Source organism: Sphingomonas suaedae, assembly GCF_007833215.1.
Lineage (GTDB): Bacteria > Pseudomonadota > Alphaproteobacteria > Sphingomonadales > Sphingomonadaceae > Sphingomonas > Sphingomonas suaedae.
This window is the reverse complement of sequence record NZ_CP042239.1, coordinates 2724767-2740862: the sequence shown is the minus strand read 5'-3', so window position 1 is coordinate 2740862 and position 16096 is coordinate 2724767. Positions and strand designations below refer to the sequence as shown.

Genomic DNA, 16096 nt, shown 5'->3' with positions numbered 1-16096 from the left:
GGGCCGGCGACGCAACGTTCAGCTCTGCTGAAACAAATCTAATGCCATTTGCTGCGCAGCATGAGCAGGTGTAGGATCGCCACATGCGGTACCATCTGGTCCTGCCGCTGCTGATCGCGCTCAGCGCCGCCCCCGCCGCGCCACAGGAAGCGGCGCCAGTCGCCAACCCTGCCACTGAAGACGAAGGCGCGACGATCGACTTTGCGTCGCTGGCCGATCGCATGACCGTTCCCGTGTCGATCGACGGCCATCCGTCCCACCCCTTTGTGATCGATACCGGCGCGGAGCGTTCGGTGGTTTCGCGCCAGCTGGCGGGGAAGCTGCGCCTGGCGCCGGGGCCGCAGGTACGACTGACGACCATGACAGGCAGCGCCGATGTGCCGACCGCGATCGTCTCTTCATTGGTCGTGGGGCCGGTGCAGGATCGACAGAGGTTCAACGCCCCCGCGCTGGAGGCGCTGCATCTGGGCGCGCATGGGCTGCTCGGCGTCGCGCAGCTGCGTAACCACATGGTCTCGATCGACTTCGACAAGAACGAGATGACGCTGCGCCCGTCGCGGCGGGGCGGATTCGTACGCCGCCTGACCGCAGGTGCCGAGGAGATCGTCATCGTTGCGCGACGAAGCGCCTATGGCCAGCTCATTCTGACCGAGGCGGAGTTTGAGGGCCGTCGGGTGACGGTCGTGGTGGATACCGGATCGCAGATCAGCGTGGGGAATCTGGCGTTGCAGCGCAAGTTGCGGCGCATTCCGCTGAAAGGGCCGATCACGTTGACCAGCGTCACCGGAGACATGTTGCGCGTCAATTATCATGTGGCGGATCGCGTCAAGCTGGGCGGGATCGCGCTCCGCGGACTTCCGGTGGCCTTCGCCGACGTTGCGCCGTTCGAGAAGTTCGGCCTGACCGACGAGCCGGCGGTCATGCTGGGCATGGACGCGCTGCGCGTGTTTCGCCGGGTCGAGATCGATTTTCCGGCGCGGCGCATCCGCTTCCTGCTGCCCAAGGGGATTCACCGGGAGATGGATCCCATCATGCCGCACAGTTGACGGCGCGAAGCCGGACGACGATAGCGAAGCGATGGTTCCCTTTTCGTTCGCCGGTCACGATCTGTGCGCGCTCCCCCAGGCGGCGCTCTATTGGCCTGCGCGGCGCGCGCTGATCGTCGCCGACCTGCATTTCGAAAAGGCGAGCTGGTATGCACAGAGCGGACAGATGCTGCCGCCCTATGACAGCCTCGCCACGCTCGACGCGCTGGAGGCGCTGGTGGCACAGACCGGCGCGCGCGAACTCTGGTGCCTGGGCGACAGTTTCCACGATTCGCAAGGCTGTGCGCGGCTGCCCGAGGCGGCGCGCAGTCGGTTGCGCGCGCTGACCGACGCGGTCGACTGGGTCTGGGTGACCGGCAACCACGATGCCGCGCTGGCCGAACAGGCAGCGATCGACCATTGCGGCGGGCGAGTGACGATCGAGGCGGAGGTGGACGGGCTGATGCTGCGCCACGAGGCCGAGCCGGACGAGGCACGCCCCGAACTGTCGGGCCATTTCCATCCGAAACTGCGCGTCCGGCTGCGCGGGCGTCAGGTCGCGCGGCGTTGTTTCGTCGCGACGCCGACCAAGCTGATCCTCCCCGCCTTTGGCGCGCTGACCGGCGGGCTCGACGCGCACCATCCCGAGATCATCCGCGCAGTGGGCCCGGGCGCACAGGCACTGGTCGCGCTGGAGGATCGGTTGCTCCGCTTTCCCGTGGCGGCGTAAACGGGGGCTAGAGTCGGTTTCAGTTAGACGGCACCGGCCCGCTCCCCCACGGGGTCCCCGCAAAGTAGTACCTTGCGGGGCTACCCGCACCCGGCCACCCACAAGGTACACTATATGGGTGGCCGGGTGGGGGAGCGGGCCGGTGCCGATCCAGCTTTGCGGAAAACGAGTCTAGCGCCGCTCGGTCTTCCCGGCGCAGCTCGCCGGCCCGGGTCCGGCGAGTGTACACGCGGCGCCCCCCGCGACCCGTACCGCGCCAGTCCCCAGTGAGGAGATTGCCGCAGTGAAGCGCGCGGTGAAGCGGCTGTCGCCAGCGGTTTGCGAATGGACGGCGAGGTCGTTGACCGGCATCGCCGCCGCGTCGATCGACCCGGCGCCATAGCTGTTGAACCGTGCGGTGCGCGCAGCCCCGCCGTTCAGCGCGAGCGCGCCGGTGCCGGTAAGCGTGGCGGCAAGCTGATCGGCCTCGACCCTGGCGACGGCGAGCGACCCGGCGCCGTTGACGCCGATATCGACGCGCTGCCCGCGGAGCCGGTCGATCGTGACCGTGCCGCCGCCATTGATCGTCACCGCGCGCAGATCGCGGGCCGAGACGGTGATCGTCGCCGCGCCGTTCTTCTCGCTCCAGCCCTCAAAGGTCGCATTGCGCGGGCCGATGACCAGCTGGCCGCCGAGATTGCGGACATCCACCCCGTCCAGCGCACGGCGGTCGGCGGCGTCGATCACTGCCCCGGGCGCGCCGCCGCTGGTTACCTTCACGACGAACGGGCCGTCGATCCGCAGCCGTTCGAACCCGGTGACCATCACCGTGCGGCTCTCTGGGGAGGCGGCGGGCGCCGCGGCGAGCAGCAGCAGGAGGATCAACGAGCGCATAGGCACAGACTCGCACCGATTCCCCGCCCCGTGCAAGCCTGTTCGGTCAACTGCAGCGCGCTTCGCCCGATCCCATCGCGGTGACGTTGCACTTGGCGCCGCCGGTCAGCTCGACGTCGCCCGATCCGATCAGCGAAATATCGGCGCTGCCGCTTACCTGAGCGCGGACATTACCCGATCCCGCGATCGAGATATCGGCGCTGTCGGCCTTCAGACCCGGCGCCTTGACGTTGCCCGATCCGGCAATCGAGATATCGAGCGCGCTGGCGGTGCCGGCGGACAGGTTGATGTCGCCCGACCCGGCGATCGACAGGTCGGCCCTGCCGCCCGCCAGGCTGGCAAGCGTCATGTTGCCCGACCCCGCGATCGCGCCATCGAAATCGCCCTTGGCCTGGTCGATGGTCATGTCGCCCGATCCGGCAATATCGGCGCTGGCGAGCGCAGGCAGGGTGACGATGATCTTCGCGCCCTTGTCGCCACCCCAGTTCCAGTCGCCGTCCTTGCGACCGATGCGCAGCGTGCTGCCGTCCTTGCGAATTTCCAGCTTGTCGAGCAGTGCGCTGTCTCCCTGCGCCGTCACCGCAAAGGCACCGGTGCGGACCTCGACATCGTCGGCGCCGCGCAGCGACACGCCGGTGAAATCGGCGACGTCGAAGCTGCGCGTGCCGCCCTGGCCGCTCGGCTGGACGACATCGCCCGACATGCCGTTGGCAAAGTTGCAGGCGGACAGGGGAAGCGCGGCGGCCGCGACAAGTGCGGCGATGCGAGTGTGGATCATCGGCTCTCTCCGTTGTGTGTTGCTAAGATAATACACGCTGTCCGCGCGCGGCGCAAATGAAAAGGGCGGCCCCGCAGGACCGCCCTCGTCAATCAGGTCGGGCGCGCCGGTTCAGGCGGTCGCCTTGTCCTTGTTGTAGATCGCGGCCGAGGCGCGCAGGATTTCGAGCAGCTTCTCAAGTGCAGCCTTCTCGTCGATCTGCTCCATCGCGGCGAGCTCGCGGGCGAGACGCGACGCGGCGGCTTCGAAGATCTGGCGTTCGGAATAGCTCTGCTCGGGCTGGTCGTCGGCGCGGAACAGGTCGCGGACCACTTCGGCGATCGACACCAGGTCGCCCGAATTGATCTTCGCTTCATATTCCTGCGCGCGGCGCGACCACATGGTGCGCTTGACCTTGGGCTTGCCCTTGAGCGTATCGAGCGCCTCACGCAGCGTCTTGTCGCTCGACAATTTGCGCATACCGACGCTTTCCGCCTTGTTCGTGGGAACGCGGAGGGTCATTTTCTCTTTTTCGAAGCGGAGCACATACAGCTCGAGCTGCATCCCCGCGATTTCCTGTTTCTGGAGTTCGACTACACGGCCCACGCCGTGCTTGGGGTAAACGACATAATCGCCGACATCGAAGGACAGCGCCTTGGCAGCCATGTGTGGGAAGCCTTTCTCATGAACTCGCGCCCCTTAAGGGATTGCGCCACGCGCCCGGTGCGGTTACCGGGCGGGTGAAGCCGGTTCGGGGCAAATCAACAACGGTCTCCAGTACCGAAACGTGATTCCTCACGTCCGACGCGCTGTTTAACACAGATGCAATAAAATTACCACAGCGGAATCCGTGAGGATTGCGGTGGTGCGCTGCGGCAATTTGCTTTGTGTTCAGCTTCGCTGAACGCACCATCGGCCCGTCCCCACCCGGCCAACCATACTAATGGGTGGCCGGGTGGGGGGCGGGCCGGTGCCGAAGCCAACCGTCAGGCCGGCTCAATCCAAACCCTCAGTCTCCCTTGCCGGGCTCGGGCGAGAAATATTTCTCATATTTGCCCTCTTCACCCTTGTGCGCGTCGGCGTCCTCGGGCGTCTGTCCGTCGTTGCGGGTGACGTTGGGCCATTGGGCGGAGAAGGTGTTGTTGAGCTCAAGCCACTGTTCCAGCCCGCTCTCGGTATCGGGCAGGATCGCCTCGGCAGGGCATTCAGGTTCACACACGCCGCAATCGATGCATTCGCTGGGGTTGATGACGAGCATATTCTCGCCCTCATAGAAACAATCGACCGGACAGACCTCGACGCAATCCATATATTTGCAGCGGATGCAGGCGTCGGTGACGACATAGGTCATGGCAGTTGCGGCCCTTCAAGCGCCCCATCGGGCGGTGACAATAGGCCTTTCTGCTATGCCCGCGTGCCGGGCGCGTCAATCAAGAGACGCTTTCTGCGATACGTTCTTAATTTTACGCTATGGCCCCGCTCGAGGGCGATCCGGTCAGCAGTTCCTGATAGAGCGTCGCCGCCTCGCTCGGCGGCCCCCGGCGCAGCGGCAACGCCTCGATGCGCAGCACGCGCACCTTGCCGCGCAGCGGAAAGGCGATCACCGACCCGACCCGGACCTGCACCGAAGACCGCTCTATCCGTCGCCCGTCGAGCCGCATCAGCCCGGTCTCCGCCAGATCCTGCGCCGCGCTGCGCGTCTTCACCAGCCGCGCGAACCATAGGAAGCGGTCGAGCCGCATCGCCATTGCAGGATCAGTCATCCGCCATCTCGGCAAGCCGCGCAAAGGCGTGACCCATCGGCGTGTCGCGCGGCGGCGGCTTGGGTTTGGCGAGCGGAGTCATCCCCTTCCACACCCAGCGCTGTCGCTCGCCCTTCGGGGTTCGCACCGACTGGAAGCCAAGCTGCGCCATCAGCCGCGCGAGCGTGTCGGGCGTGAGGCCCATCGATGTGGCGAGCGTGGGATCGGGTGCGAAGGGCGCGCGTCCGCCTTTACTTTTCTTGGTGTCCTTCTTTGGGCGCGCATCGTGGGCGGCGCGGGCGATGCGTTCGGCCATGTCGATGCGCACCGCCTGTTGTCCGAGCGGGCGATAGCCATGTTCCAGCGCGGCGCCGGGAGCATTGCGGGACAGGACGGTCGCCCCCTCTACAGGCGCGGTCTCCAGCGCGAGCAGGGCCCGGCGCGCGGCGGCGGCGCGTGGCTTGAGCAGCGAGGGGAGGAAAAGATCGAGCGTGCCGATCGTCACCCCCGCCTTGCGCAGCCTTTTGCGATCCTGCGGGTCGAGCGCCTCGACGAGTGCGCCCGCCGCGCGGCGCGGCATCATCCCGCCCGCCTCGACCAGCAATCCGGCAAGCGCGCGGGTGCGGCTGCCCGCGCCCGCGTCGCGGCTGAGCGCGTCGAGTGCCGCCAGATCGGGCAGGTCGGCGGCGATGCGGGCACCGAACCAGTCCGAAAGCCGCGCGTGAATCGCAGTGCGTTCGTGCGGATCGAGCCTGTCGAGCGTGCGGTCGAGCCGGATTGCGGGGCGCACCGGGTTTGTGCCCGGCTCGACCCATGCGACCCGCGCGTCGCGCCAATGAATCGCGCCATTCGCCAGCGTCAACGCATCGTCAGGCGCTTGCGCAAGCGTGGCGGCGCGGGAACGCAATTCGGACGCCAGGCCCTTTTCGGCGGCGGCGAGCAGCATCCGCTTGTCTGCGGCGCGCGCATCGGCGGCGACCGCGAAATGAAATCCGGTGAGCTGGCCCAGCACATGCTCCTCGACGCTGACCTCGCCTTCGGGGCCGACGACGACCGGCAGATGCGAGGCATCGGCACCGATCCGGCGCAGCAGCACCGTCGTTCGCTTGTCGACGAAGCGCTGGGTGAGGCTGGCGTGCAACGCATCGGACAGCCTTTCCTCCAATGCGCCGGTGCGCGCGGCCCAGTGCGCCGGGTCCTCCAGCCAGTCGGCGCGATGGGCGATATAGGCCCAGCTGCGGGCTGCGGCGATGCGCCCGGCGATGGTCTCGACATCGCCGTCCACCCGGTCGAGCCGCGCGAGTTCGTCGGCGAACCAGCTATGCGGGATATGGCCCCGGCCCTCGCTCAGATGCCGGAAGATGCGCGCGACGAAGCGGGCATGGGGATCGGCGCCAAGTTTGCGGAAATCAGGCAAGCCGCACGCCGCCCATAACCGCGCGACGGCGCGGGGCGAGCGGACGCGGTCGCGCACCCAATCCTCGCCCGCGAGACGCTTGAGCACGATCAGGTCGGTCGCCTCGGGCGCGGCTCTCAGCACGGGAAGACCGGGCTTGGCCTCAAGACTGGCGACCAGCGCGTCGATGCTGGCCAGATCCGGCTCGCCTTCGCGCCAATAGAGATGGTCGAGGGCGGGGACGCGATGCCCTTCGATCGCGGCGATCTCTTCGGGCGTGAACGCGCCCGGCCCCTCCTCGACCAGTGCGCCGAACGTCCCGTCGCGCTGGTGGCGGCCCGCGCGTCCGGCGATCTGCGCCATTTCGGCGATGGTCAGCCGACGGCTGCGGCGTCCGTCGAACTTGTTCAGGCTGGCAAAGGCGACGTGGTGCACGTCGAGGTTGAGGCCCATGCCGATCGCGTCGGTGGCGACGAGATAATCGACCTCGCCCGCCTGGAACATCGCGACCTGCGCGTTGCGGGTTCGGGGGCTGAGCGCGCCCATCACCACCGCCGCGCCGCCGCGCAGTCGCCGCAGCGCCTCCGCGACCGCATAGACTTCCTCGGCGCTGAACGCGACGATGGCGGAGCGTTTTGGCAGGCGCGACAGTTTTTTCGCCCCGGCATAGGACAGGGTCGAGAAGCGCGGGCGGGTGACGATCTCGGCATCGGGCACCAGCTTGCGCAGCACCGGGCGCAGGCTGTCCGACCCCAGGATCATCGTTTCGTCGCGGCCGCGCGCACGCAGGATGCGGTCGGTGAACACATGGCCGCGCTCCGGATCGGCACCGAGTTGCGCTTCGTCGAGAGCTACGAAGCTGACCTCTCGATCCAGCGGCATGGACTCGGCGGTACACAGGAACCAGCGCGCGCCGGGCGGGACGATCCGTTCCTCGCCGGTGACCAGGGCGACCTCCTTCGGCCCTTTCAACGCCACCATCCGGTCATAGACCTCGCGGGCCAGCAGCCGCAGCGGAAAGCCGATGATCCCGCTCGAATGCGCGGCCATCCGTTCGATCGCGAGGTGCGTCTTGCCGGTATTGGTCGGGCCAAGCACCGCAGTGACCCGGCTGTCGGAAGGGTTACTCATTACCGCCCCAAGATCGCGCCGACACGGCCGGGGCGCAAGCATCGCGATCAAGGTTCCGTGTCGATTTTGGTTAATCCACGCCCCGTCCGCTCACCTGCACGACTCGCCGCAGGAATCCCGTACCGGGACGCTGCTTAATTTGACTTTAGCATATACTATCCACAACCCTGCTGGCCGACGCCGGGGGACGGCTTTGTTCTGACGTTTTTTGGTGGGGGCAGCGCGCCTTGTTTCTGCGCAGCGATCATGGGTTCGAGCAAGCGGGAGGAACGACATCCCTGTCGTTCGGCCATGTTACCGTGACTCCGCGTCCGACGCTCGGTGAGCGGTTGCGCGAGCGCTTTCCCGATTTCGAACTGGTCCCTGATCTTGGCTCGCGCATTGGCAGCGGCGAATGGTTTCGTGGCGCCGCCACCTGTGCCGGACTGTGCGCAGGGGTCATGCTGCTGTCGCCGGGGTTCGAACGCCCGATTTACGGCAGCATCCCGACCGCGAAGGCCGCAGGCGCCGATCTGATGCGCGCGCAGGCGATCGCGCCGCTCGACAAGGGCGGAGCCACCGGCACCCGGCTGGGTGCGACGCGGCTGGTTGCCAATCTCACCGATACGCCCGAGCGGCCGATTATCCAGCATAGCGTGACGCTGGGCTCGGGCAGCGCGCTTCAGACGGTTCTGACGCGGACCGGGGTGGGCAAGGGTGAAGCGGCACAGGCCGCAGACCTGATCGCGGGCGCGATGGCGCTGGGCGACCTCAAGTCCGGCACCCAGCTGGATGTCACGCTCGGCCGCCGGTTCGACAAGTCACAGCCGCGCCCGCTCGAAAAGCTCGCCTTCCGCGCGCGCTTCGACCTCAGCCTTGAGCTGGTGCGGACCCCCACCGGTCTCGCGCTCAACGAAATTCCGATCGCGGTCGATCACACCCCGCTGCGCATCCGCGGCCGGGTGGGCGAGAGCCTGTACCGTTCGGCGCGCGCCGCCGGTGCGCCTGCGCGCGCGGTCGAGGCCTATATCCGCTCGATCGCGACGCGGACGCCGATCGGTCGGGTCGGGTCGGATGCGGAGTTCGACATCATCGTCGAACAGGCGCGCGCCGCGACCGGCGAGGTCCAGATGGGCAATCTCCTCTATGCCGGTCTCACCGGAGGCGGGTCGGGCAAGTTGCAGCTCGTCCGGTGGGAAGAAGACGGCAAGGTCTCGTGGTATGACGGCAGCGGCAAGGGCGAGCGCAAGGGCCAGATGGCGATGCCCGCATCGGGCCGGATCAGCTCCGGCTTCGGGCTGCGCCGCCACCCGGTGCTGCGTTTCACCCGGATGCACAAGGGGCTGGACATCGCGGCGGGCTATGGCGCGCCGATCCGCGCGGCCAATGACGGCAAGGTCGTCTTCGCCGGGCGCAATGGCGGGTACGGCAATTTCGTGCGCATCAACCATAGCGGCGGCATGGGCACCGGCTATGGTCATATGAGCCGCATTGCGGTGCGGTCGGGCCAGCGCGTCAGCCGGGGGCAGGTGATCGGCTATGTCGGATCGACCGGCATTTCGACGGGCCCGCACCTTCATTACGAACTCTATCGCAACGGCGTCGCGATCAATCCGCGCTCGGTGTCCTTCTCGGTCGTCCAGCAACTGGGCGGCAATGATCTGCGTGCATTCAAGTCGAAACTGGCGCAGTTGCTCGCGGTGCCGGTGGGCGGGACGCGCACCAAGCCCGACAAGGACGCGGACGCCGCCGAGTGATCGCGCGCCGCGCGCTGATCACCGGTGCGGCGGTCGCGGGCGTTGCCCCCTTATTTGCAAAATCGCGGTCCGAAGTCTGGACCTTCGATTCGCTCAAGCGCATCGGCGGCCTGACGCCGCGCGTGATCGGTGCGCCGCAGCTGATCGACGGTCCGCTGGGCAAGGCGGTGCTGTTCGACGGGGTGCGCGACCAGCTGCTGATCCCGCGCCACCCGCTCGCGGGCACCCCGCGCTTTACGTTCGAGGCACTGTTCCGCCCCGATGGCGGCGCGTTCGAGCAACGCTGGCTCCATCTGGAGAGCGGCGACGGCTCCGCCGCGACCGCGAAATACGGACAGCGGATGCTGTTTGAAATCCGTACCGAGGGCAGCGAGTGGTGGCTCGACACCTTCCTGCTCGGCCCCGGCTATCGCGCGCCGCTGATCGACCCTAGCAAACGCTGGCCGGTGGGGCGCTGGCACCATGTCGCGCAAAGCTTTGACGGTCGGACCTATAGCGCGTTCGTCAATGGCGTCGAGCAGGCGAACGCCGAACTCGCTTTTGTGCCGCAGGCGCCGGGAGTGGCGTCGGTGGGGATGCGGATGAATGCGGTCAGCCCGTTCATGGGTGCGGTGCGCGCGGCGGCGTTCACGCGCGGGCAGGCGTTAAGCCCGCGCAATTACGTCCTGAAAATCCCGTAGCGCGGACCTCACCGCCCCTGCGCGCGCCAGCGGCGAATTGTACGCTCAAGGATCTGATCCTCGCCGCCCATGTGGCGCCATAGCTCCGAGAACAGCGGATCGCCCGAAGCGGGACGCTTGTTTTCCTCGAGCGCGTCGAACGCCACGCGCACTGGCGTCGCGACGCCCTCGCCGACCATGATGCACTCGCGGTTGCGCAGAGCAGGGATCGAATCGAGGAAGCCGCGCGCACCTTCGGGCATCGCCGCGCGGACGAATGCCTGGTCGCGGTCGTTGTTGAGACGCATCGAGATGATCGTGCCGCATTGCGACAGCACCCCTTCGGCCAGATCCGACGGGCGCTGCGTGATCAGCCCCAGCGAGACGCCATATTTGCGCCCTTCCTTGGCGATCCGGCTGAGGATGCGGCCGACCGAGGAGCCATCGGCGTTGCGCTCGTTGGGGACGTAGCGGTGCGCCTCTTCGCAGACGAGCAGGATCGGGCGCGGCGCCTCACCACGCGACCAGATCGCATAGTCGAACACCATGCGGCTGAGCACCGCGACGACCACGCTGGTGATCTCGCTCGGCACGCCCGACACGTCGATGATCGAGATCGGCTTGCCGTCGCCGGGCAGGCGGAAGATGCGGCTGATGAAGTTCGCCATCGTGTCCGACACCAGCATCCCGCTGAACATGAAGGTATAGCGGGGATCTGCCTTGATTTCCTCGATCTTGCCCTTGAGCCGCAGATAGGGCGCGGCGTCGGTCGCCTTGTCCATCTTCCCCATTTCGAGCTGGATGATCTGCGTCAGGTCCGACAGCAGATAGGGGATCGGCGCTTCGACGGTGAGCTTGCCGAATTCGGCGGCGAGCCGGTTCTTCTGCTTGGCCATGAGGATGCAGCGCGCAAGGATGTCGGCATCGACCTGGCGGTCCGACCCTTCGGAGGTGACGAACACCTCGCAATGCTCCTCGAAATTCATGAGCCAGTACGGCATGGCGAGGTTCGACACGTCGTATAGCGCGCCATTGGTCTTGAACGCCGCCGAATATTCCCCGTGCGGATCGATCATCACGACATGGCCCTGCGGCGCGAGCTCGCAGATGCGGTGGAGGATCAGCGCGGCGGCGGTCGATTTGCCGGTACCGGTCGATCCGAGCAGTGCGAAATGCTTGCCAAGCATCGCATCGACATAGAGCGCGGCGCGGATGTCCTTGGTCGGATACACGTTGCCGACCTCGATGTGCGCGCGGTCATCGGCGGCGTAGATCTGCTTGAGGTCCGCGGTCGACACCGGAAAAACCGCGGTGCCGGGAACGGGGTAGCGGGTGACGCCGCGACGGAAGCTGTAGAGCTTGCCGGTCAGCTTCTCCTCGTCCCCCTCTCCCAGAAAGTCGATCTGCGCGACGACCTGACCGCTGCGATCGTCGAGCCGCAGCGCGCGGACATTGGCGATCAGCCAGCTGCTGCCGACGCGCAGTTTGACCTGGCTGCCGACCGTGCCCGCGCCCGCAATCGCCGGGTCTGCGCTGGTCGAAAGCGAAGCGATCGCGGCGCGATCCAGCACCGCTTCGCTCGACGCGCCGCCGATCGCCGATACGCTCCCGATACCCTGAGTCGGCGCGCCGACAGGCACCGCTGCCTCGGACGCGGGGCGAATACGATCAAAACGGTGGCCGCCCATGTCCTCGGTCATATAGTGCCGCTGCTCCCCTGCGAAACGAGCTGGTTATGCGGGGTAGCGGTAAAGAAGTGGTTGGCGTGGAGGTGAAAAGCGTGGCGTCAGAATCGCCGCCAGATCGCCCCTGCCGCCCAGCCGAACCCGATCGAGAGCAGAACCGCAGCGATGCCATAGAGGATCGAGCTGCGCTCTGCGGCACGCGCGACCCAGCGTTCGAACCCGGATTTGCGGATGTCGATCTCCCGCACCGCAGCGGCGAGGACTCGCCCGTCGCGGATCAGGAAGGTTTCCGCGGTGAAGCGTCCCACGGGCACGCGCGCCGGGATCTGGACGCGACCGCGATAGAGGACATTCTCGCTGATCTCGACCGCCCCCGGGGCTTCGTAATAGAGGCCTGCGCGGCGCTTGAGATCGACCAGCCCCGCATCGAACCGCGACTGGACCGCAGGCGCGTCTCCCGAGGCCGGGGACAGCTGGAGGCTGTCGAGGCCAAGCTCGTAGATCGCCCGGGTCCGCGCATCGACGATATCGGCGATCGGGCGCGATGAGGCGAGGGCGTAGAAGGAAGGGGCGGAACGATAGCGGGTTCGATCCGCGTTGACCCAGATGCCGGCCACCCGCTGTTTCTCCCGCACCACCACCGATTCGGTCGGGCCCTTCACCACCACGACGACGTCGATCGGGCGGTCGCCGGGCCGGGGCGCGCCACTGCCCGGCTGAACGATCGCGCCGAACAGCAACAGTTCGGCGCCGGTGAAGGAATAGATGATCTCGATCTCGCGCTGCGAAACGTCGGGGACGAGAATCGGCTTGGCCTGACCGAGCAGCAGCGGCGCGGCGAGAGCGAGCAACAGGGGCAAAGCGCGCTTCATCCCAATTCCACCGAGTAGATTTCGTCGGGCCGCCAGGCGAGGCCGACCAGCATCTGGATCGCGACCAGCAGCACCATCACCGCAAGGACAAGGCGCAGATATTCGGGCCGCGCGCGCGCGGCGAAGCGCGCACCCAATTGCGCGCCGACCACCGACCCCAGCAGCAGCAGGACGGCAAGGACGATATCGACCGCCTTTGTCGTCACCGAATGAACCATCGTCGCCGAAGCGCTGACAAACAGAATCTGGAACAGTGAGGTGCCGACCACCACCTGCGCCGGCATCCCGAGCAGATAGAGCATCGCCGGGATCAGGATGAACCCGCCGCCAACACCAAGCAGCATCGTCAATATGCCGGTGGCAAAGCCCAGCAGCAGCGGCGCGAGCGGCGAGATATAGAGGCCCGAGCGATAGAAACGCCAGCGCAGCGGAAGCGCCGCAACCATCGGATGATGCCGTCGCCGTCGGGCGCGCGCGGCGCCACCCTCCCGGGTCGCGCGGATCGATCGCAGCGATTCTGACAGCATCAGCCAGCCGATCGACCCCAGCATCAGCACGTAGAGAACGGCGATCACCGTATCGATCTGGCCGCTCGCCTGAAGCAGCCGGAACAGGATCGCACCGGCCCCCGATCCCAGCACGCCGCCGCCGATCAGCCATAGTCCCATATGCATGTCCACACCCTTGCGGCGCAGATGCGCGAACACACCCGAGACGCTGGCGCCGGTCACCTGGCTCGCGGCGGACGCGGCGGCGACGGTCGGCGGAATGCCATAGACGATCAGCAGCGGCGTGGTGAGGAACCCGCCGCCAACGCCGAACATCCCCGACAAGAGTCCGACGCCAAGGCCCAGCAGCACGATGACGAGCGCATTGACCGAAAGATTGGCGATGGGCAGGTAGAGATCCATGGGCGATCCCTGCCTAGCGGCTCATCGGGGCGCTAGGAAGGCGGCGAGATCAGAAATCCGCCCCGACCGAGAGCGCCGGTCCCGATCCCGGGCGCGCATCTCCCGCCACCCGCTCGCGCCAGTCGATCGCGATGCGCACGGTCGGCCCGCCGAGCGGCAGCGTGGCGACCGCGCTTGGCCCGATGTCCAGTCGCGCCGCCTCGCGCTGTGCCGCCCCCCAGGCGCCTGCCCCCAGCGTCACCCGGGCCGCGCCGGGCGAGGCGATCTCGCGCGTCACCCGCATCGCGCCATCGGCAAAGGGCTCGATCCGTGCCCGCGCGACCCCGCCCGCCTGGCCATAGGCCTCGAGTTCGAAGGCGAAGGGCAGCGTCACCCGGTCGACCCCCGCAACAATTCCGAGCGCCGGGCCCGACTTTCCGCCATCCACCGCGATACGCTGTTCGGCGAGGAAGCGGAGCGGTGCGCGGAACGGGCGCCATTCGACGCCGACTGCCAGCTCGCGGCCCGTGCCGGACAGTGGTCCGCTCGCCCGGGCATAGAGCGCCAGCGCGCGGTCGCGACGGAGCGCATAGACAATCCGTGCGCCGGCCTGATCGCTGCCCAGCATCGCGCCGCCGCCCGCAGCGCCACGCCGGGTGACGAGCCAGGCGCTCGCGCTCCACCGGTCGGGCCGGGCGGGTTCGGGCAGCATCGCGGTCCGTAGCGGCCCTGCGCGCGGGAGCACGCCCGGCGGCGCATCGATCACCTGTTCCTGACCGAAAGCGACAAGGCCAAGCATCGCGAAGCTGCGCGCTTTGGCTGTCGTCACGCGGGGGATCGGCGCAAGTGGCGCGGCGGTGCGCCATTGCTCCGTGGCGTTGCGCGAGATCGGCATGGCCGGGCGGGGCGCGGGGATGGTCGATGGTGGTGAGACGGCGGCGCGCGCCGAACGCAGCGGCATCGCTGCCTCGATCGCCTGGGGCAGGGTGGCGCCCTCTGGCCAGAGCAAGACCACACGCATCCCCGCCCATCCCGCCGCGACGAGCGCGACAAAGCGCAGCGGGCGACCGCGCCCGCTCATGTCGCTGGGTGCTCGGTGGCGTCGGGGAAATGATGCGCCGTCTTTTCCCAGCGCGGCGGGACCCCGCGCAGCGTAGGCCAATAAAGCGTGATCGCTCGCCTCGCGGCGAGCAAGGCCACCAAATTGGCGACGAACAATCGCGGCACCGAAAGGATCGCCTGCGTCGGTCCATAGGCCGCGCCCGTAAAGGCCGCGCGCATCGCCACGCGCCAGCCGAGCAGCACCGCGTTCGCGATCAGGAGCGGCGCGGTGAACCCGCCGGGTGCCGACATCGGCGTGGCGGTCGCGAGATGGATAGCGAGCGCGACGCCCCAGGCGACCAGCGCGACATAGGCGATCGCGAGGACCGGGATCGCCAGCGTCGCGCGCCGGTCGCGCATTCGCATCCAATGCTCGCCGATCGATCCGCCGCGCTGCCACCCCACGCGGTCCCATCCCGCGAGCGCGATGCCGGTCATCCAGCGCGCCTTTTGCCGCACCGCCGCCCCGATCTGTGCCGGGAAATAGGCGCGCACCGCGATCATCGAACCCTGATCGTCGCGCATCCGGACAAATGCGGTGCGCCCGCCAAGTTCGGTCACGGTCAGTCCCAGCTCATAATCCTCGGTGATGCTCGTTTCGTCGAACGGCATACCGCCGCGTATATCTGCAATGCGCACGATCATGTCGCGGCGGATCGCGCAGCCGACCCCGGCAAAGGGCAGGGCGGCCCCAAGCGCTGCGCGGACCACCAGATTCTTGGCATGTGCCTCGACAAACTCGTCGAGATAGTGACCAGCGACGAGGGGAGAGCGCGGGTCGGCGAGCGGGAGGACGGGCAGTTGCACTGCTTCGTGATCGCCAAGCCAGGCGGCGAAGACGCGCAGTTCCTGTGGATCGACCAGATCCTCGGCATCGTGTAGCAGCACCGCCGCGAATGGCTCTCCCGCCGCTTCGTCGCGCAGCAACGCGCGCCACAATGTATTGAGACAATCGGCCTTGGTTGTCGGCCCCGCGGTGGCGGTGACCACCAGCCGCACGCGCGGGTCCGTCAACGCGACCTCCGACACCGCCGCGATCGTCGCCGGATCGTTGGGGTAGGCGCCGACATAGAGGCGATAGTCGGGATAGTCGTAACGGGCGAGCGTAGCCCGCAGCATCGCCCCGATCACCGCCGCCTCGTCCCAGGCGGGAATGAATATCGCGATCGGGAGCGGCGCGACGTCGAGCGCGCGCGGCCGTTCCCGGCGCAGCCGGGCGCGCAGCCAGGTTGCGCCATAAGCGACATCAACCAACAGGTCGTCGATGCCGCCGATCAGGAAGCCGATCGCGGCGAACAGCATTGCTTCGCGCGCGAGCGAATCGATTGCGAGAATGAGCGCGTCGCTTCCCGGCAAAGGATTCCCCCCGATTCGGAGGAAAGAATGTCCGTTACGGCGACAATCCGATCAAGGGGTTAGTTGGTCCGCACTGGACCGATCTCTCCTCCACACGCCAACGAAAAGGCCGCCGTCCCATCGGGACAGCGGCCTTTCGATCG

Annotated in this window: 15 protein-coding genes; 4 read left to right on the top strand and 11 right to left on the bottom strand. The window is 67.5% G+C overall.

The features are described from left to right. Window positions 1–83: 83 nt before the first annotated feature. Window positions 84–1046 (top strand): retropepsin-like aspartic protease, encoded by a 963-nt coding sequence (locus tag FPZ54_RS12930; RefSeq protein ID WP_145847800.1) that lies wholly within the window; start codon window positions 84–86, stop codon window positions 1044–1046. Window positions 1047–1077: 31 nt separating this feature from the next. Then, complete coding sequence (gene pdeM, locus FPZ54_RS12925) at window positions 1078–1755, top strand: ligase-associated DNA damage response endonuclease PdeM (RefSeq protein ID WP_145847797.1); 678 nt, start codon at window positions 1078–1080, stop codon at window positions 1753–1755. A 171-nt stretch (window positions 1756–1926) separates the two neighbouring features. Here pdeM and FPZ54_RS12920 read toward each other — a convergent pair whose 3' ends face one another. From FPZ54_RS12920 to FPZ54_RS12895, 6 genes are all read right to left on the bottom strand, one after another. Continuing rightward, entirely contained in the window at window positions 1927–2628 is a 702-nt protein-coding gene (locus FPZ54_RS12920; RefSeq protein ID WP_145847795.1) for a GIN domain-containing protein, read from the bottom strand. A 46-nt stretch (window positions 2629–2674) separates the two neighbouring features. Next, the gene (locus tag FPZ54_RS12915) at window positions 2675–3406 is read right to left on the bottom strand and encodes a head GIN domain-containing protein (RefSeq protein ID WP_145847793.1); all 732 of its coding nucleotides are present in this window, start codon (window positions 3404–3406) and stop codon (window positions 2675–2677) included. 111 nt (window positions 3407–3517) lie between these two features. Further along, window positions 3518–4051: a CarD family transcriptional regulator gene (locus FPZ54_RS12910; protein ID WP_145847791.1), complete on the bottom strand. Its 534-nt coding sequence runs from the start codon at window positions 4049–4051 to the stop codon at window positions 3518–3520. 343 nt (window positions 4052–4394) lie between these two features. Continuing rightward, window positions 4395–4736, bottom strand: coding sequence for a ferredoxin FdxA (gene fdxA / locus FPZ54_RS12905; RefSeq protein ID WP_145847789.1), 342 nt, complete (start codon window positions 4734–4736; stop codon window positions 4395–4397). Window positions 4737–4848: 112 nt separating this feature from the next. Continuing rightward, window positions 4849–5148 carry an RNA-binding S4 domain-containing protein gene (locus tag FPZ54_RS12900; protein WP_239019569.1) on the bottom strand — a complete coding sequence of 100 codons (300 nt, stop codon included), beginning with the start codon at window positions 5146–5148 and terminating at the stop codon, window positions 4849–4851. Continuing rightward, window positions 5141–7654: a helicase-related protein gene (locus FPZ54_RS12895; protein WP_145847787.1), complete on the bottom strand. Its 2514-nt coding sequence runs from the start codon at window positions 7652–7654 to the stop codon at window positions 5141–5143. Before FPZ54_RS12895 ends, FPZ54_RS12900 begins: the two co-directional genes overlap by 8 nt. A 227-nt stretch (window positions 7655–7881) precedes the next feature. Between FPZ54_RS12895 and FPZ54_RS12890 the strand changes: the two genes are divergently transcribed. Together FPZ54_RS12890 and FPZ54_RS12885 are read left to right on the top strand one after the other, a co-directional pair. Next, window positions 7882–9390, top strand: a complete 1509-nt coding sequence (locus FPZ54_RS12890; RefSeq protein ID WP_145847785.1) for a M23 family metallopeptidase — start codon at window positions 7882–7884, stop codon at window positions 9388–9390. Next, window positions 9387–10070, top strand: a complete 684-nt coding sequence (locus FPZ54_RS12885; protein WP_222428304.1) for a LamG domain-containing protein — start codon at window positions 9387–9389, stop codon at window positions 10068–10070. The genes FPZ54_RS12890 and FPZ54_RS12885 overlap by 4 nt, the downstream gene beginning before the upstream one ends. 8 nt (window positions 10071–10078) lie before the next feature. Here FPZ54_RS12885 and FPZ54_RS12880 read toward each other — a convergent pair whose 3' ends face one another. The 5 genes from FPZ54_RS12880 to FPZ54_RS12860 form a co-directional block, all read right to left on the bottom strand. Next, on the bottom strand, window positions 10079–11749 hold the full coding sequence (locus FPZ54_RS12880; protein WP_145847784.1) for an ATP-binding protein: 1671 nt from the start codon (window positions 11747–11749) through the stop codon (window positions 10079–10081). Window positions 11750–11835: 86 nt separating this feature from the next. After that, window positions 11836–12606 (bottom strand): TIGR02186 family protein, encoded by a 771-nt coding sequence (locus tag FPZ54_RS12875; protein WP_145847782.1) that lies wholly within the window; start codon window positions 12604–12606, stop codon window positions 11836–11838. Then, entirely contained in the window at window positions 12603–13517 is a 915-nt protein-coding gene (locus FPZ54_RS12870) for a sulfite exporter TauE/SafE family protein (RefSeq protein ID WP_145847780.1), read from the bottom strand. Before FPZ54_RS12870 ends, FPZ54_RS12875 begins: the two co-directional genes overlap by 4 nt. Before the next feature lie 49 nt (window positions 13518–13566). Next, complete coding sequence (locus tag FPZ54_RS20210; RefSeq protein WP_239019568.1) at window positions 13567–14577, bottom strand: hypothetical protein; 1011 nt, start codon at window positions 14575–14577, stop codon at window positions 13567–13569. Further along, window positions 14574–15953, bottom strand: coding sequence for a glycosyl transferase family protein (locus FPZ54_RS12860; protein WP_145847778.1), 1380 nt, complete (start codon window positions 15951–15953; stop codon window positions 14574–14576). The genes FPZ54_RS20210 and FPZ54_RS12860 overlap by 4 nt, the downstream gene beginning before the upstream one ends. Window positions 15954–16096 lie beyond the last annotated feature (143 nt).